This window comes from Flavobacterium sp. SM15, from assembly GCF_022012335.1.
Lineage (GTDB): Bacteria > Bacteroidota > Bacteroidia > Flavobacteriales > Flavobacteriaceae > Flavobacterium.
In genome coordinates this window covers 125,618-144,824 of the sequence record NZ_JAKLTO010000002.1, presented here as the reverse complement: position 1 = coordinate 144,824, position 19,207 = coordinate 125,618, and the positions used below count along the sequence as shown (strand labels likewise).

Below are 19,207 nucleotides of genomic sequence, written 5' to 3'. Positions count from 1 at the left end.
TTCCGATGATCGGTATAAAAAAATAGATGAATTGCATAATTCGATGTATTTTATCGACTTTTAATGTAAATATGCTAATTTAAGAGATTAATATCTAACTTTAATAGTGAAAAAATCATAAAAAATTGACTATTATGCAAGTTTGTAAAATTACTCTCTTAAAAGGAAAATATTCGAAAACGGCAAATAGCTTGTTCTTGATTTTTACCTTGGCGTTTTGCTTTTTTGGCCATGCTCAATCAATTCAGGTAACTGCTGTGTCTCCAAATCCTGCCTGTTCCGGACAGTCGCTTACAGTTACTTTCAACGCTACAAACGGGAATGGTAATCCGGGGCATTATACTTCAAGTTCTACTTTTACAGCTTATTTGAGCTCAGTAGGTGGAGGAACTCCTTATACATCTATAGGTACGCTAACGATTAGCCCTTATGGTTTTTTGCCAAATAATGGAGATGTGAATTATGGGATTCAGGGAACAATTACTTTGCCTACAAATTTAACAGGGGTATACAAAATTGCAGTCGGATCAACTTCGCCTACTTTTAACGGCAGTGGTGGGGCTGGAGCTTCAATAAATTTTAATATTAATACGGCTCCAACCGCAGGCGCCGTTACCGGAGGCACTACAGTTTGTCCGGGAAGTAACAGTACTTTATTAACTTTAAGTGGAAATACAGGTACAATTGATAAATGGCAATCTTCTACCGTTTCAAATTTTTCAACCAATGTGACGGACATAGCCAATACGGCAAGTACTTATACAGCAAACAGTGTAAGTGTTACCACCTATTACAGAGCAGTTGTAACTAATGGTACTTGTCCTGCATACAGTAGCTCAACTACTTTGCAGGTAGCTTCAGGGAACGTGTCGGCTAATCAGAATATTTGTTTTAATACACAACCGGCAAGTATTTCACTTTCAAACTATCAGGGAACGATTTTGAAATGGCAGAAATCAACCGATAATATTACCTATGATGACTTTATAGTGACATCTTCTGCAACCTTGACTTCTGCTCAATTGGGTGCTTTGGCTGAGACAACTTATTATAGGGTAGTGGTTGATGGAGGAGTTCCTTGCGGTCAAATGATTAGTAATGTAATCACGGTAACGGTTTCTACCGCTTCTATTGGTGGTGCAATTTCTCCAAGTGAAGTTCTCCCGGCTGTTTGTCCGTCATCAACAACAGTATTGACTTTATCGGGGTATACAGGTAGTGTTATCAAATGGCAGTCATCACCAAATTCCAATTTTAATACCGATGTAGTTGATATTTTCAATTATACCAATACTCTGACCATAACCAATGTTTCAACAACAACTTACTACAGGGCTTTGGTAACAAATGGAGGGTGTGCGGGTGCCATAAGTACAAAATCTAAGGTTAATGCCATAACTGGTGGACCGACAGGAGGAAACTTGACCCCAAATAGTACTGCTCTTTGTAGTGCAACTAATAGCACTGTTTTAACGTTAAGCGGTAGCACAGGAACTGTTCAAAAATGGCAATCATCTTCTGTAAGTGATTTTTCATCAGGGGTGACCGATATTGCAAATACGACCACTTCATTAACGGTTACAAATCTGGCTGCTACCACTTATTATAGGGTAGTGGTTTTTAAGAACGCTTGTACGGCATATAGTTCGATAGCAACCATTAGTGTGTATCCGTCGCTCACTGCAAGTATAACGGGTAATAATGGTCCAATTTGCTCAGGAGCCAATGCGGTTTTTAATTTGACAGGAACTAACAATGCTATTGTGACCTATACTATTAATGGAGGATCCAACCAAGCGGTTTCGTTGTCGGCTTTAGGAACAGCAAGTGTTACCGTTACAGGGGCAACAGTGAATCAAACTTTAAATTTAGTATCAGTAAGTTCCGGAATTTGTTCCACAACAATCAGCGGAACTTCTACAGTTACTGTGAATTCGGTACCTATAGCAAGTATAGCTGGAAACAATGGACAAATTTGTTCAGGATCCAATGCGATTTTTAACTTAACAGGGACCAATAATGCTGTAGTTACTTATACTATTAATGGAGGAAGTAATCAGACGGTAACGCTTTCCGCTTCGGGAACAGCTACTGTAACACTTACTGCGGTTTCTTCCAATCAAACTTTGAATTTGGTTTCGGTAAGTTTGGGTTGTTCAACAACGCTTTCTGGTAACTCTACAGTAGTGGTCAATGCGTCGCCAACAGCAAGTATTTCAGGTAACAATAGTCCTGTCTGTCTTGGAGCCAACGCAATTTTTAACCTGTCAGGAACCAATAACGCAGTAATTACCTATAATATAAATGGAGGGAGTAATCAGACAGTGTCTTTATCCGGTTCAGGAACTGCCACAGTAACACTAACAGCAGTTTTATCGAATCAGACTTTGAATTTAGTTTCGGTTGCTTCAGGAGGATGTTCAGCATCTTTGAGCGGAAATTCTACAGTAATGGTAAATAACAGTACAACCTGGACAGGTGCTGCAGCAGATAATCAATGGGGAACAGCAGGTAACTGGAGTTGTAATTTGGTGCCGTTAGCGGGTTCGGATGTGATTATTAATTCGGGAACCGTTATCGTCTCCGGGGTTAATGCGCTCGCAAATACAATTGCTTTAAACGGTACGGCTACTTTAACAATTAATTCGGGCAATAATATTAGCGTAACAAACGCTGTAAATGTAGCGGTTGGAGCATCTTTTACTTTGCAGAACAATGCGAATTTATTACAGGTAAATAATGTTGTTAATTCTGGAAAAATAACCGTAAACAGACAAAGTTCTTCTCTTATGCGTTTGGATTATACCTTGTGGTCTTCTCCTGTAGCTACTCAAAATTTACTTTCTTTTTCACCGCAAACCGTAACTACACGTTTTTATACCTATAATTCGGCTACAAATGTTTATGCGGCAATTGTTCCTAGTACAAATAGTTTTCAATTGGCCAAAGGTTATCTTATTCGGATGCCGGACAATCATCCGACAACACCTACTAAATGGAACGGACTTTTTAACGGGGTACCAAATAACGGTAATGTTACTTTTTCGGCCTATAACGGTGGCGCTGGTTTCAGATTTAATGCAATTGGTAACCCATATCCTTCACCAGTGAATATGGTCAGTTTTGTAAACGGAAATTCCACTAATATTACCGGAACTCTTTATTTCTGGAGAAAAACAAATAATGCGGCTACTGATCCGGGCTATTGTACTTGGACCACAGCAGGTTTTGTTGGGAATGGAGAAACTCAAGTGGTGGATCCAAACGGAATTTTGAGAACTGGACAAGGGTTTTTAGTGGAGATGATAGGAAGTGCAACTTCAGTTAATTTTACAAATTCTATGCGGGCGGCTGATAACGCAAATCAATTTTTCAGGACTTCTTCTGAAAATGCAGAATTAAGCGGTGATCGCATTTGGTTGGGCGTTGAGAATACTTCGGGAGCGAATAATCAAATGCTGGTAGGGTATTTTCCTTCGGCTACTTTGGGTATGGATTATGGAATTGACGGTAAGTCGATTGAAGATGCTCAGGTTTCGTTAACAATGGATGTTTCCGGTACTAATTGTATCATTCAAGGACGACCTGCTTTTGATGCAAACGATAGTGTTCCGTTGCGATTAAAAACAGCGTATAACGGTGCACATATCATTTCTTTAGATCGTTATGATGGGGTTTTTTCGGGAAGTCAGCAGATTTTCTTAAAAGATAATTTGACGAATATGGTACATGATTTAAAAACTTCTGCTTATTCTTTTACATCGAATGCGGGTACTTTTGCTGATCGTTTCGAGTTGGTTTATCAAAATACAACATTGAACACTCTTCAAAATGATTTTAATGAAAACCAGTTGGTGATTTATAAAGAGGCATGTCAAAATCTGATAATTGCTTCAAATGGAATGTTGCTTGATAAAGTTGAAATTTTTGACGCAAGAGGAAGAAGTCTCGTTAATAAAAGTGCTATAAACGATAAAGAGTTACGTTTGTCAAACTTAGTAATTGCCAATCAGGTTTTATTGATTAAAGCAATAGCTCAGAATGGAGCAATAGTTTATAAAAAAGTAGTGTTTTAAGACAAAATGTGAGCATAAAAAAAACCACCAATCCGGTGGTTTTTTTATTTTATGTTTTGAGTTCTTTTGTTTCGGTAATAATTGAAAGCTAATAAAATTCCGAAAACAGCCAGCCAAAATAATTTCGAATTAATTGGTGCCGGTGGCGGGTCATCGTCTTCAAGTCCTCCACCTCCGTCATCGGTTCCCGGTTGGGCGAATAATACAAAATCAGAAAGGAAAATAAAGCTGAAAATGTAAAATTTAAGTAAACTGTTTTTCATAATTGGAATGAATTTGCAGCAAAAGTAAAAATTTGATTGCTACTTGTCTTTTATAAAATGTTAAATTATTCGAATTCAGAAGTGAAATGTAACCTTACACTTGGGTATTTGCTTTGTGTCATTTGGATCGAAAAATCAGAATCCGCTAAGAAAACCAACTGACCGTATTTGTCTTTTGCCAAAAACTTCTGTTTGATTCGTTTAAACTCGGCAAATTCTTCGTTTTTAGGATCTTCAGGCTCTACCCAACAAGCTTTGAAAGCAGGAAAGTTTTCATAAGAACATTTTGCGCCGTATTCGTGCTCCAAACGGTATTGAATTACCTCATATTGAAGCGCTCCTACTGTTCCGATTACTTTTCGGTTGTTCATCTCAAGGGTAAATAACTGGGCAACACCTTCATCCATTAATTGGTCGATTCCTTTTTCAAGCTGTTTGGCTTTCATTGGATCGGCATTGTTGATGTAACGGAAATGCTCAGGAGAGAAACTTGGAATTCCCTTGAAATTCATGATTTCCCCTTCAGTTAATGTATCCCCAATCTTGAAATTTCCGGTATCGTGCAATCCAACAATATCACCCGGATAAGAAATGTCAACAATTTCTTTTTTCTCGGCGAAAAAGGCATTCGGGCTGGAGAACTTCAGGTTTTTTCCATGACGTACATGCAAATACGGTTTGTTTCTTTCGAATGTTCCCGATACAATTTTGATGAACGCCAAACGATCACGATGTTTAGGATCCATATTAGCGTGTATTTTAAACACAAACCCTGCAAATTTATTTTCGTCGGGTTTTACCTCGCGGGTATCGGAATCTTTGGGTCTTGGTGAAGGCGCGATTTCAATGAAGCAATCAAGCATTTCACGAACACCAAAATTATTTAAAGCCGAACCAAAGAACACTGGTTGTAGTTTTCCATTCAGATAAGCATCGCGGTCAAAGCTTGGATATACTTCTGAAACCAGTTCCAGTTCTTCACGAAGTTTATGGGCAGGTTTTTCTCCAATAATTTGTTCGAGTTCTGAGCTTTCTAAATCACTGAAGGCAATGGTTTCTTCAATGTTTTTACGGCTGTCCCCTTCAAAAAGGTTGATGTTTTTCTCCCAGATATTGTAAATTCCCTGAAAGTCATACCCCATACCAATTGGGAAACTCAAAGGGGTTACATGTAAACCTAGTTTTTTTTCTACTTCGTCCATCAAATCAAAAGCATCTTTACCTTCACGATCCAATTTGTTAATGAAAACGATCATAGGAATGTTACGCATACGGCAAACTTCCACTAATTTTTCCGTTTGTTCCTCAACCCCTTTGGCAACATCAATGACAACAATTACGCTGTCCACAGCGGTTAAAGTTCGAAAAGTATCTTCTGCAAAATCTTTGTGACCGGGTGTATCAAGAATATTGATTTTTTTGTCTTTGTAATTGAAGGCTAAAACGGAAGTGGCTACAGAGATTCCTCTCTGACGTTCAATTTCCATAAAGTCAGACGTGGCTCCTTTCTTAATTTTGTTGCTTTTTACTGCTCCCGCTTCCTGAATTGCACCGCCAAATAACAGCAATTTTTCTGTTAGTGTGGTTTTTCCGGCATCGGGGTGGGAGATGATCCCGAAAGTTCTTCTTCTCTGTATTTCTTTCTGAAAACTCATTGCGTAAAAATTAATGGGTGCAAAATTAGGTATAATTTACGAGAAGTCATTTTATTATCTTAAAAATGCGTTTGTGGTGCTTTAAAATCAGTGCGGCGATAATTTTTTGTTAATAGTACTCAGGTTAGTTGTTAAATAAGTATGAATTGTTATTTTTGTTGGTTGCAAGAAAACTGTGATGGTTTTCTTAACCAATGAAATTTATAAATTAAAAATCTGAAAATAGCATACTGAAAACATGAAATTAAAAAATGTTTTATTAGGTCTTTTTATAGCTGCTAATGCGATAGCTTTTGCACAGGAAAACAAAAAAGAAGTTCTTTTTACAATTGACGGGAAACCTTACTATACCGACGAATTCAGTCGAGTATACAAAAAGAATCTTGACCTTGTTAAAGACGATTCCCAAAAAGATCTAAACCATTATCTGGATCTTTTTATCGGTTACAAGTTAAAAGTAAATAAGGCAAATAAACTGGGACTTCAGAACAATGCTGCCTATCAGAATGAGTTAAAATCATACCGTGCTCAGTTGTCTAAAAACTATGTTACGGATACCAAAGTAACTAAAGAACTGATTGAAGAAGCTTATAAAAGATCTTTAAAAGAGGTAAGAGCGTCTCATATTTTAATCACTTTGGATGAAAATGCAGAACCAGCAGATACTTTGAAAGCCTACAACAAAGCTATTGAGGCCCGTAAAAGGATTTTGGCCGGAGAATCTTTTGAAACAGTTGCTGCTCAGGTCTCTCAGGATCCTTCTGTAAAGGATAATAAAGGAGATTTAGGATGGTTTTCGGCTTTCAGGATGGTGTATCCTTTTGAAACAGCTGCTTATAAAACTAAAAAAGGAGAGGTTTCCATGCCGGCTAGAACGCGTTTTGGTTACCATTTAATTAAAGTAAATGATGTTCGTGAGAACAGAGGACAAGTTTCTGTTGCACACATCATGACGCTAAACGGGCAAACCGAAGCGGAAGCTGCTGCTGCAAAATCAACCATTGAAGACGTTTACAAAAAATTAAAACAAGGTGAAAGTTTTGAAACTCTTGCTCAGCAATTCTCTCAGGACAAGTCTTCTTCAGGAAAAGGCGGGCAGTTACAACGTTTCGGATCTGGAGAATTAAGCTCGGAAGAGTTTGAAAATGTAGCGTTTTCACTTAAGAATAAAGGAGAACTTTCAGCACCGTTTCAATCGCAATTCGGTTGGCATATCGTTAAATTGATGGATAAATTCCCAGTGAAAACTTTTGATGAATCCCAAGCTGATTTGGACAGCAAGATTCGTAGAGACGATCGTTCTAAATTAATAGACGCGTCTTTAAACCAAAAACTTCATGCGAAATATGAGGTAAAAAGAAACGATAAGGCATATAAAGGTGCTGTGGCATTGCTTAACGATAAATTCTATACTCAAGAATGGGTAGCACCTGCTGTTAAAGATGCAGCCGAGGTTCTGGTTACCATCAACAAAACCGAAAAAGTTAAGACTTCTGAATTTTTAGGATTCATTTCCAATCAGCAGAAAGCAAACATTACTATTAAACCTACCTCGAAATTGGCAGATAAGTTATATGAGAAATTCATCAACGAAAAACTTGCTAAATATTACGATGATAATTTAGAGAAAGAGTTTCCGGACTTTGCAAACGTAATGGAAGAATACCGCGATGGTCTTTTATTGTTTGATTTAATGGAAAAAGAAATTTGGGCCAAAGCAAAAACGGATTCCTTGGGTCTTAAAAAATTCTATGAAGACAACAGAGCAAATTATATGTGGAAAGACCGAGCAGATGTGAATGTGTTTTCTTCCACTAAGATGGATGTGATTAAAGCCGCTCAGAAATATTTAAAACAAAACAAATCGATTGATTTTATAAAATCGAATTTGAACAAGAAAGATGCTGTTGAAATTATGGTGAAATCAGGTGTTTTTGAATTAGGAAGCGATGCTTTACCAAAACACAAAAATTTGACGGTTGGACTTTCTGATATTTTGCATGAAGGGAATTATTATTTTATCACGCAGGTAAATAAAATGATGCCAAAAGAGCCTAAAAAACTTGAAGAAACAAAAGGCAGGGTGATAAACGATTACCAGCAATACCTTGAATCGCATTGGGTAGATGATTTGAAAAAAGAATTCACTGTTAAGGTAAATGATGACGTTTTCAATAAAGCCAAAACGCAGTTACAAGCCTCCAATAAATAAAAATACAAACTACTGAAACAGTTAAAAAAAAAGAAGATTTAGATGAAATTGATTAAAAATAAGATTGCCCTGATTTTTGGAATTACGATTGCTTTTTTAGGAAATGCCTATGCGCAGCCGAGTTCTAAAAAGAAGATTGACGGAGTTGTTGCGGTTGTTGGTGATTATGTGGTTTTGGATTCGGATATTGACAAGAGTTTTGTTGAATTGCAAGCACAATCTGTTGATATAAAAAATATTACCCGTTGTGAAATGCTTGGAAAACTTTTGGAAGACCGTTTGTATGCACACCAGGCCGTTCAAGATAGTATTGTGGTGAGTGATGCTGAAGTAAACGAGTTTATGAACAATCAAATTGATCAGTTTACAGAATACTATGGTTCTACAGAAAAGCTTCTTAAAATGTATAACAAGAAGAACCTTGAAGATTTTAGAACCTCTTTGTTTGACGCTGTAAAAATGAACAAACTTACTGCGCAAATGCAGCGTAAGATTGTAGATGATGTGGAGATTACTCCGGAAGAAGTGCGAACGTTTTTCAAATCCATTCCACAGGAAGAATTACCGGTGTTAGGGGCTGAAATGGAAGTTGCTCAAATTGTGGTAAAACCAATGGTAAGTCAAGCCGAAAAGCAAAAGGTAATTGATAAACTTAAGCAAATCAAAAAAGAAGTGCAGGAAGGATCAAGTTTCTTTAGTAGAGCCGTAATTTATTCGGAAGACCGTGCATCAGGTTCAAGTGGTGGTTACATCAAAGTGACTAAAAAAGCAGGACTGGTTAAAGAATTTAAAGATGTAGCTTTCAGTTTGCAGGAAGGTGAAATTTCAGAACCGTTTGAAACGGAATACGGTTACCATATTATTTATTTGGAAAAAGTGCGTGGTCAGGAATTAGATGTACGTCATATTTTATTATCGCCAAAAGTTACTCCAGAGGCTTTAGTAGATGCAAAAACAAAAATTGAAACCATTCGTAAAAGAATTGTTGATGGAGAAATTTCTTTTAGCGACGCGGCGCGTCAGTTTTCTGATGAAAAAGAAACCCGCAATAACGGTGGTGTTTTGATGAATCCAAGAACGATGGAAACCCGTTTCGAATTGACTAAAATGGATCCGGCGCTATATAGTGAAGTATCCGACTTGAAAGATAAAGAAATTTCACTTCCGTTAGTGGATCAGGAGCAAGCTGGGAATAAATACTATAAAATCATTACCGTTACCAATCGTTTCGACGAGCATACTGCTAATTTTTCTACCGATTATTTGAAAATCAAAGAATTGGCTTTAAAAGAAAAGCAAATTAAAGCGGTTGCAAAATGGTCGGAAGAGAAAATTAAAGAAACCTATATAAAAGTTAACGGAGAGTACAGAGATTGTACCTTTACCAATAACTGGCTTAAAAAATAAATATAATCCAATAAACCTAATTCATACCTGAAAATGTCAGACGTAACAGCAATCCAAAATTTAGTTCAAAAGCAAAAGGCTCTAAAGGCTGAAGTTGCCAAAGTAATCGTTGGACAGGATGAAGTGGTCAATCAGATTGTTCTCAGTATTTTTTCAGGAGGTCACGCTTTGTTGGTTGGAGTGCCGGGACTGGCTAAAACTTTGATGGTAAACACCATTTCGCAGGCACTGGGGTTGGATTTTAAAAGAATTCAGTTCACTCCGGATTTGATGCCTTCGGATATTTTGGGAAGTGAGATTCTGGATGAATCCCGTACGTTTAAATTCATCAAAGGACCAATTTTTTCCAACATCATTCTTGCCGACGAAATCAACCGTACTCCACCTAAAACACAGGCGGCTCTGCTGGAGGCGATGCAGGAGAAATCTGTAACTATTGCCGGTCAGCACTATAAATTGGCTTTGCCTTTCTTTGTTTTGGCAACGCAGAATCCAATTGAGCAGGAAGGAACTTATCCTTTACCGGAAGCACAGTTGGACCGTTTTATGTTTGCCATTAAATTGGATTATCCGAGTTTTGCTGAGGAAGTTCAGGTGGTTAAAAGTACCACGACTGATTTTTCTGCAAAGGTTGATTCCTTGTTCACAGCTGAGGAAATCATCGAATTCCAGCATTTGATTCGTCGTATTCCCGTTGCAGACAATGTGATAGAATATGCGGTTACTTTGGTTTCTAAAACAAGACCGGATAATCCGTTAGCAACCGATTTTATTAAAAATTATCTGGATTGGGGAGCAGGACCTCGAGCTTCTCAGAACCTTATTTTGGCTGCCAAAACCCACGCTGCATTAAATGGGAAATACTCCCCGGATATTGAAGATGTTCAGGCGGTTGCCACAGGAATTCTTCGTCACCGCATCATCAAGAATTATAAAGCCGACGCAGAAGGAATCAGTGAAGAAATGATCATTAAAAAGTTGTTCTAAAACTATTTCCTATTGGTACAAAGCGAAAGGATTTTCGGACTCGATTTAATGCGCTGCATAGCCATACTGATGGTGCTTTGTTCTCATATTCTCTGGATTTATCCTCAAAATTCATCGTTGCTTTACCAGGTTTTTACTCTTTTTGGTTTTTGGGGCGTTGAAATTTTTTTCGTGTTGAGTGGTTTTCTTATCGGATCAATTCTTTATCGTACTTACCTTAGGGAATCCTACACAATTAAAGATGTGTTTGGGTTTTTAAAACGAAGATGGTTTCGAACCTTGCCCAATTATTATCTGGTTTTGCTGCTCAATATTGCGGTAACTTATTATATCGGAAACCCGCTTAAGGGTGTTTTTCCGTATTTTTTCTTTCTTCAGAATTTTTGTTCTCCGATGCCAGTTTTTTTTACAGAGTCCTGGAGTTTAAGTGTCGAAGAATTTGCTTATCTATTATTGCCTTTTGCACTTTTTTTATCTCTGTTTTTATCGAAAAAGCTTAACAGGAAAAAGATTTTTTTATTAACGGTTTTGATATTGGTCTTGGTTTTTCTCGGAACTAAAATCGGCTACGCCTTAACCACCTCCAATACTACCGGTGAAGAGTGGAATCGTTCCTTAAAAGCTGTGGTTTTTTACAGAATTGATTCTATCTTAATTGGGGTTTTGGCAAGTTGGCTGGCCGTCGAGTTTTCAGAGTTCTGGAAAAAACAGGCGGTTAATCTTATGTTCTTAGGCTTTTTTTTAATTGGAGTGATTTACTTTTCCATGGCAGTTTTTAAGATAACGGCCGAACAAAATCCGTTTTTTTGGAATGTTCTTTTTCTGCCTTTGACTTCGATTGTGTTTTGGTTGTTTCTTCCTTTTTTGTCGCAATGGAAATCAGCCAATACTTTATTTTCAAAACCCATTCGTTTTGTGAGCATTGTTTCCTATTCTGTCTACTTGCTGCATTACGGAATAGTATTGCAGCTTATGAAATATTTATTCGACACTTCAAACTGTTCTACATTAGAGCTCCATGGTTTTACATTGGTGTATTTATTCGTTACTTTTTTTCTTAGTTTTTTATTTTACAAATTATACGAAAAGCCTTTGATGGATCTTCGCGAGCGGTTTTAAATCTGTCAATTTGGCAATTTAGGAGGCTGTTTTTTTCGAAATTGGTAAAATATTTTTTAAAAATTAAGGATTCGTAAAATAATTAGCTGTTTTGTGTGTTTTGATGAATTAAATTCATTAAAATAGAATCTTTATAAATAATATTCTTCTGAAATTAATGAAATGCTAAATATTTTTTAATTCAGTTAAGAATGATTAAATTTGTCCGACTTAATTAATAAAACAAGTAATAACATAACTTATTAAAATACTATTGAAATGAATATCTATAACGATTACATCAAAGAAATAGAAGAAAGAAAAGGGCAGGGGCTTCACCCTAAACCTATTGATGGTGCTGAGTTGGCAGGTGAAATCATCGCTCAGATTAAAGATTTAAATAATCCGAATCGTGAAGATTCTTTAAAGTTCTTCATTTACAATACTTTGCCTGGAACCACTCCGGCTGCGGGTGTTAAAGCGAAATTCTTAAAAGAGATTATTTTGGGAGAGGCAACGGTTGCTGAAATCACTCCGGCTTTTGCTTTCGAACTATTATCACACATGAAAGGTGGCCCTTCTATCGAAGTGTTGTTGGATTTAGCTTTAGAAAACAGCGAGGCGATTGCTAAACAAGCAGCCGATGTCTTAAAAACTCAAGTGTTCTTGTACGATGCAGATATGGATCGTTTGAAAGTGGCTTACGAAAGTGGAAACGTTGTTGCAAAAGAGATACTTGAAAGTTACGCTAAAGCGGAATTCTTTACTAAACTCCCGGAAGTTGCTGAAGAAATTAAAGTAGTAACATTCATCGCCGGTGAAGGAGATATTTCTACCGATTTACTTTCTCCGGGTAACCAAGCGCACTCCCGTTCCGACCGTGAATTACACGGAAAATGTATGATCACGCCTCAGGCACAGGAAGAAATCAAAGCGTTACAAGCACAGCATCCAGACAAATCGGTAATGTTGATTGCTGAAAAAGGTACGATGGGTGTGGGTTCTTCTCGTATGTCAGGGGTTAACAACGTAGCACTTTGGACCGGAAAACAAGCAAGTCCTTATGTTCCGTTTGTGAATATCGCTCCGATTGTTGGAGGAACTAACGGTATTTCACCAATTTTCTTAACTACAGTTGATGTTACCGGAGGTATTGGTCTTGACCTTAAAAACTGGGTAAAAAAGACGGATGCAGAAGGAAATCCGGTTCGTAACGAAAATGGCGAGCCTATTTTAGAAGAAGCGTATTCTGTGGCAACAGGAACGGTTCTTACGATTAATACGAAGACAAAAAAATTATATAACGGAGATAAAGAACTGATTGATATTGCTAAGGCATTCACGCCTCAGAAAATGGAATTCATCAAGGCTGGCGGTTCTTACGCAATTGTATTCGGTAAAAAGATTCAGACTTTTGCGGCTAAAACTTTAGGAATTCAGGCTCCGGTAGTGTTTGCTCCGTCAAAAGAAATTTCTAACGAAGGACAAGGCTTAACAGCAGTTGAAAAAATCTTCAACAGAAACGCTGTGGGTACAACTCCAGGGAAAGTATTACACGCAGGTTCTGACGTTCGTGTAAATGTAAATATCGTAGGTTCTCAGGATACGACAGGATTAATGACGGCTCAGGAGTTAGAATCTATGGCGGCTACTACCATTTCTCCAATTGTTGACGGTGCATACCAATCAGGATGTCACACGGCTTCGGTTTGGGATAAAAAAGCACAGACCAATATTCCGAAATTAATGAAATTTATGAACGATTTCGGACTAATCACCGCCCGTGACCCGAAAGGCGTTTACCATTCCATGACCGACGTAATTCACAAAGTACTTAATGATATTACTATTGACGAGTGGGCGATTATCATCGGTGGTGACTCGCATACCAGAATGTCTAAAGGGGTTGCTTTCGGAGCAGATTCAGGAACAGTGGCACTTGCTTTGGCTACCGGTGAAGCTTCCATGCCAATCCCGGAATCAGTAAAAGTTACCTTTAAAGGTGATATGAAATCGTACATGGATTTCCGTGATGTGGTTCATGCTACACAGCAGCAGATGCTTAAACAGTTTGGTGGTGAAAACGTGTTCCAGGGTAGAATTATCGAGGTGCACATTGGAACACTTACTGCAGATCAAGCCTTTACTTTTACAGACTGGACTGCGGAAATGAAAGCCAAAGCGTCTATCTGTATTTCTGAAGATGAAACGTTAATCGAATCCTTAGAAATTGCAAAAGGCAGAATCCAAATCATGATTGATAAAGGTATGGATAATGCGAAGCAAGTATTGAAAGGCTTGATTGATAAAGCAAATAAACGTATTGCTGAAATCAGATCGGGTGAAAAACCAGCTTTACGACCAGATGCTAATGCTAAATATTATGCTGAAGTAGTTGTTGATTTGGATCAGATCGCTGAGCCAATGATCGCAGATCCGGATGTTAATAATGCTGATGTTTCTAAACGCTATACGCACGATACAATCCGTCCGCTTTCTTTCTACGGAGGAACTAAAAAAGTAGATCTTGGCTTTATCGGTTCTTGTATGGTGCACAAAGGCGATATGAAAATCCTGGCACAAATGCTTAAAAATGTAGAAAAGCAAAAAGGCGAAGTGAAATTTAATGCACCGCTTGTTGTTGCTCCTCCAACTTATAACATCGTTGATGAGTTAAAAGCGGAAGGTGACTGGGAAGTGTTACAACGCTATTCAGGTTTTGAATTCAACGATGATGCGCCAAAAGGTGAAGCACGTACTGAATATGAGAATATGTTGTATTTAGAGCGCCCGGGATGTAACCTTTGTATGGGTAACCAGGAAAAAGCGGCTAAAGGAGATACGGTAATGGCAACTTCAACACGTCTTTTCCAAGGAAGGGTTGTGGAAGATTCTGCTGAGAAAAAAGGAGAATCGTTACTTTCTTCTACACCGGTTGTGGTATTGTCTACAATTTTGGGTAGAACACCAACCATCGAAGAATATACAGCAGCTGTAGAAGGTATTAATCTGACTAAGTTTGCGCCTTCTCACAAGTTATTGGTTAAATAATCTGAGGATTACTCAATTATAATTCAAAAGCCTAAGTTGATAAACTTAGGCTTTTTTTATTATAGCGTGTCTATTTTTTGTAAATTGTAGGGTTAAAAGGAATAACAACATAATTATCTAAATACTATGGCTTTTGATATAGAAATGATTGAAAAAGTGTATGCAACTATGGCTGCTCGCGTGGATAAAGCACGTGAATTAGTTGGCCGCCCGCTAACACTCTCTGAGAAGATTTTGTATTCCCACTTATGGGAAGGAACGCCATCACAAGCGTTTACAAGAGGTAAGGATTACGTGGATTTTGCTCCGGATAGAGTCGCCTGTCAGGATGCTACTGCACAGATGGCGTTGTTGCAGTTCATGCACGCCGGAAAAAGCAAAGTAGCAGTTCCAACAACTGTGCACTGTGATCACTTAATCCAAGCGAAAGTTGGTGCTAAAACCGATTTGGCGGTTGCCAACACCCAATCCAAAGAAGTTTTCGATTTCTTGTCGTCAGTATCTAACAAATACGGTATCGGATTCTGGAAACCGGGTTCGGGAATTATCCACCAAATTGTACTTGAGAATTATGCTTTCCCTGGAGGTATGATGATCGGTACCGATTCACACACCGTTAATGCAGGTGGCTTAGGAATGCTAGCCATTGGGGTTGGTGGTGCTGATGCGGTAGATGTTATGTCCGGAATGTCTTGGGAGTTGAAATTTCCGAAACTAATCGGAGTAAAATTAACGGGCAAATTAAACGGTTGGACAGCTCCAAAAGATGTTATCTTAAAAGTTGCCGATATTCTAACTGTAAAAGGAGGTACCGGTGCTATTGTGGAATATTTCGGTGAAGGTGCAGAATCAATGTCCTGTACCGGAAAAGGAACGATTTGTAATATGGGTGCCGAAATCGGAGCGACAACTTCCACTTTCGGATATGACGATTCCATGAGAAGATATTTAGCGGCTACGGGTCGTCAGGATGTGGTAAATGCTGCGGATAAAGTAGCGTCTTATTTAACTGCGGATAAAGAAGTCTATGCTGATCCTGCACAATATTTCGACCAATTAATTGAAATTAACTTATCCGAGTTAGAGCCACACATCAACGGCCCATTTACTCCAGACAGAGGAACTCCAGTTTCCAAAATGAAAACAGAAGCTGCAGCAAACGGATGGCCAATTAAAATAGAGTGGGGACTAATTGGTTCTTGTACCAACTCTTCCTACGAAGATATGTCAAGAGCTGCGTCAATTGTTGAACAAGCGGTTGCGCATGGAATCACACCTAAAGCGGAATTCGGAATCAATCCGGGTTCGGAGCAAATTCGTTACACGATTGAGAGAGACGGAATCATTGCTACTTTTGAAAAAATGGGAACTAAAGTGTTTACAAACGCTTGTGGGCCTTGTATTGGACAATGGGATAGAGAAGGCGCCGACAAACAAGAAAAAAATACAATCGTACACTCGTTCAACCGTAACTTCTCCAAAAGAGCGGATGGTAACCCGAATACACATGCGTTTGTAACTTCACCAGAAATGGTGGCTGCATTAGCAATCTCTGGTCGTTTGGATTTCAACCCACTCACAGATACGTTGTTGAATGATAAAGGTGAAGAAGTAAGATTGCAGGCACCAAAAGGCGATGAGTTGCCAACCAAAGGTTTTGATGTGGAAGATGCTGGATTTCAAGCTCCTGCTGCAGATGGATCATCAGTACAAGTTGTGGTTTCCCCAACTTCTGACCGTTTACAGTTATTAGCGCCTTTTGAACCATGGGATGGTAAAAATATCTCAGGAGCTAAATTGTTGATTAAAGCTTTTGGGAAATGTACCACTGACCACATTTCAATGGCAGGTCCTTGGCTGCGGTTCCGCGGACATTTGGATAATATTTCCAACAATATGTTAATTGGGGCTGAAAATGCGTTCAACAGTAAAGCTAATTCGGTAAAAAACCAATTAACCGGAACATATGATGAGGTGCCAAAAGTGCAAAGAGCTTATAAAGCGGCTGGTATTCCGTCAATTGTTGTGGGTGATCATAACTATGGGGAAGGTTCTTCCCGTGAACATGCCGCTATGGAGCCGCGTTTCTTGGGAGTGAAAGCAGTACTGGTTAAATCATTTGCACGAATTCACGAAACGAACCTTAAAAAACAAGGGATGCTGGCGTTAACCTTTGCTAATGAAGCAGATTACGACAAAATTCAGGAAGACGATACAATTAACTTCTTGGATTTAACAGAGTTTGCGCCCGGAAAACCATTAACGTTAGAATTTGTTCACGCCGATGGATCTAAAGATGTAATCATGGCAAACCATACCTATAATGAAGGTCAGATCGGTTGGTTTATAGCAGGTTCTGCTTTAAATTTGATTGCGGCAGGTAAAGCATAATCAAATTTTTAAGATTAAAATAAAGTTAAAACTCCCGGTTTTGCCGGGAGTTTTTTTATCTTGCCACTCCTTTCGAAAATTGGAATTTTGGTTCCCCGTAATTATATGCAGATGAGTTTTTTCAGATTTTTTACACTACTTTTTTTATTTACCTCTACAATAGTTCTTTCACAGGAAAAGATTAAACACGTTGTGGTTAGTGGCGAATCGGTTTACAGTATTGCAAAAAAGTACAATGTTACCGAAGCTGAAATCTTAGAAATGAACCCAAAAGCTAAAGGGTTGCTGCAATTGGAAATGGTGCTTTTCATTCCTAAAAATTCCAAAAAAAAATCCGAAGAAAAGAAAATAAAATTTACCCCAAAAGGACCTTCTCATAAAGTGGAGCCCGGTGAATCGTTATACACTATTGCCCGAAAATACGATACTTCCGTGGAAAAACTTCGAGACGCAAATCCGCAACTGGAGTCGGATAATTTGCAGTTAGGCGAGTTGTTGGCTCTGCCGAAAGGTATTAAAAAGCAAGCAGAAGAAAAGCTTTCAAAAGCCGAAACGTCCAAAATAGTCAAAAATCAAAGCAAACTGCAAAAACACGTTGTGGTCTCAGGCGAGTCGTTTTATGTGATTGCTAAAAAATACAATATTTCTGTAGAAGAATTAAAAAAAGCCAATCCGCAAGTTGAGAACAATAAATTGGATATTAAAGATGTAGTCTTTATTCCGGGTACTGAAAATGTTGAAGCTGCTGAGAAAAAGCAGGATAGAGAAGAAAAAAAGAAAACAAGAGAAGAGAAAAGAAAAGAAGCTGAGATCAATAAAACTGAAAATGCAGTTGTAGCAACCACTTCAAATGATGCCGATGATACTGTTTCTCTAACTCATGAAGTTGTGCCTAAAGAAACAAAATACGGAATTTCAAAGCGTTATGGTATTTCGATAACTGAATTGGAAAAACTGAATCCGCAAATTGCAAATGGATTGGAGATAGGTCAACACCTTATCATTAAAGCCGGAGCTAAAAGCAATGAAGTGAAATCTGAAACCAAAGTCGATCTTCCTAATAAAGATGCTAATGATGTGGCTGTTGTTTCCAATGAAACCGGCACGGAAACTAAAGCGGAAGTTTTGCCTCTATCGGCCGATGCTGCAATGAAAGCCGATTTTTTAATTGCAAAGGCTTCTGAAAATTTAGGAGTGCGTTATAGAGGGGGAGGAACCGATCGAAACGGTTTTGACTGTTCAGGTTTAATGTTTTCGACTTTTAGAAATATAGATTTGACTTTACCTAGATCTTCTTCGGATATGGCAGCTAATTCAGGAGTTAAAATTGATCGAAGCCAGGCTCAAAAAGGCGATTTGATTTTCTTTGCCACACGAGGCAGGTGGGTAGGGCATGTTGGAATGGTTACTGAGGTTTTGGAGGATGAGATTAAGTTTATTCATTCTTCAACCAGCTCTGGAGTAATTATATCTTCAACAAAAGAGCCGTATTATGCTAGAAGGTTTGTCCAGATTAATCGTGTATTACAATAATTGAGTGCGAATAATCCATAAGTGCTTTTCAATTAGGTATTCGAAATTTAATTTTTCAGGTTCCCCATGATAGGCAACGTCGATTTCTCTGGTTTTTACAGCACCTAGTCGCTCAATGGCTTTTTGGGAGCGGAAGTTGTGTGCACCAATGTGGAAAAATACCTGATCAACAAACTGAAAGGCATAATTGAGCATGAGTTTTTTTACTTCAGGATTGTAAGTTGAGCCCCAATATTGTCTTCCGTAAAAAGTATATCCTATTAGAATGCTTTTGTTGGGTTGGTTATAATCGTAAAAACGAGTACTTCCGATAACTTCCTCAGAGGTTTTGTCAATGATTTTAAAAGCTCCTTTTGATTCTAAAGCTCCTTTGAAAAAATTTTGAAAAACTTCTCTTTTGTAACGGTCTTTGTTGGGGTGTTGTTCCCAAATCAACGGGTCGGAAGCAACATGGTATAAAGTTTCAAAATCCGATTCCTGTAAAGGGATTAATTTGACGGTTTCGTTTTCTAAAACGGGTTGGAGATTCATGTT

Annotated in this window: 11 protein-coding genes; 8 read left to right on the top strand and 3 right to left on the bottom strand. The window is 38.2% G+C overall.

What is annotated here, in order from left to right; all coding sequences use genetic code 11:
• Positions 1-134: 134 nt before the first annotated feature.
• A complete protein-coding gene (locus LZZ90_RS03560; RefSeq protein ID WP_237789322.1) occupies positions 135-4,076 on the top strand; it encodes a T9SS sorting signal type C domain-containing protein in 3,942 nt (1,313 codons plus the stop codon).
• Between the two features lie 44 nt (positions 4,077-4,120).
• Here the strand turns inward: LZZ90_RS03560 and LZZ90_RS03555 are convergent, their stop codons facing one another.
• Complete coding sequence (locus LZZ90_RS03555) at positions 4,121-4,339, bottom strand: hypothetical protein (protein WP_237789321.1); 219 nt, start codon at positions 4,337-4,339, stop codon at positions 4,121-4,123.
• A gap of 65 nt (positions 4,340-4,404) precedes the next feature.
• Positions 4,405-5,994: a peptide chain release factor 3 gene (locus tag LZZ90_RS03550; protein WP_237789320.1), complete on the bottom strand. Its 1,590-nt coding sequence runs from the start codon at positions 5,992-5,994 to the stop codon at positions 4,405-4,407.
• 238 nt (positions 5,995-6,232) lie between these two features.
• On the opposite strand from LZZ90_RS03550, the gene LZZ90_RS03545 reads away from it, so the two are divergent.
• From LZZ90_RS03545 to LZZ90_RS03515, 7 genes are all read left to right on the top strand, one after another.
• Positions 6,233-8,206 carry a peptidylprolyl isomerase gene (locus tag LZZ90_RS03545; protein WP_237789319.1) on the top strand — a complete coding sequence of 658 codons (1,974 nt, stop codon included), beginning with the start codon at positions 6,233-6,235 and terminating at the stop codon, positions 8,204-8,206.
• Between the two features lie 42 nt (positions 8,207-8,248).
• Positions 8,249-9,613 (top strand): peptidylprolyl isomerase, encoded by a 1,365-nt coding sequence (locus LZZ90_RS03540; protein WP_237789318.1) that lies wholly within the window; start codon positions 8,249-8,251, stop codon positions 9,611-9,613.
• Between the two features lie 33 nt (positions 9,614-9,646).
• Positions 9,647-10,600, top strand: a complete 954-nt coding sequence (locus LZZ90_RS03535; protein WP_237789317.1) for a MoxR family ATPase — start codon at positions 9,647-9,649, stop codon at positions 10,598-10,600.
• A gap of 12 nt (positions 10,601-10,612) precedes the next feature.
• The gene (locus LZZ90_RS03530; RefSeq protein ID WP_237789316.1) at positions 10,613-11,719 is read left to right on the top strand and encodes an acyltransferase; all 1,107 of its coding nucleotides are present in this window, start codon (positions 10,613-10,615) and stop codon (positions 11,717-11,719) included.
• Between the two features lie 258 nt (positions 11,720-11,977).
• Positions 11,978-14,749: a bifunctional aconitate hydratase 2/2-methylisocitrate dehydratase gene (locus LZZ90_RS03525; protein ID WP_237789315.1), complete on the top strand. Its 2,772-nt coding sequence runs from the start codon at positions 11,978-11,980 to the stop codon at positions 14,747-14,749.
• Between the two features lie 126 nt (positions 14,750-14,875).
• Positions 14,876-17,140 carry an aconitate hydratase gene (locus LZZ90_RS03520; protein ID WP_237789314.1) on the top strand — a complete coding sequence of 755 codons (2,265 nt, stop codon included), beginning with the start codon at positions 14,876-14,878 and terminating at the stop codon, positions 17,138-17,140.
• Positions 17,141-17,251: 111 nt separating this feature from the next.
• Positions 17,252-18,673: a peptidoglycan endopeptidase gene (locus tag LZZ90_RS03515; RefSeq protein WP_237789313.1), complete on the top strand. Its 1,422-nt coding sequence runs from the start codon at positions 17,252-17,254 to the stop codon at positions 18,671-18,673.
• On the opposite strand, the gene LZZ90_RS03510 is transcribed toward LZZ90_RS03515, so the two are convergent.
• Positions 18,665-19,204, bottom strand: a complete 540-nt coding sequence (locus LZZ90_RS03510; protein ID WP_237789312.1) for a GNAT family N-acetyltransferase — start codon at positions 19,202-19,204, stop codon at positions 18,665-18,667. The genes LZZ90_RS03515 and LZZ90_RS03510 overlap by 9 nt on opposite strands.
• Positions 19,205-19,207 lie beyond the last annotated feature (3 nt).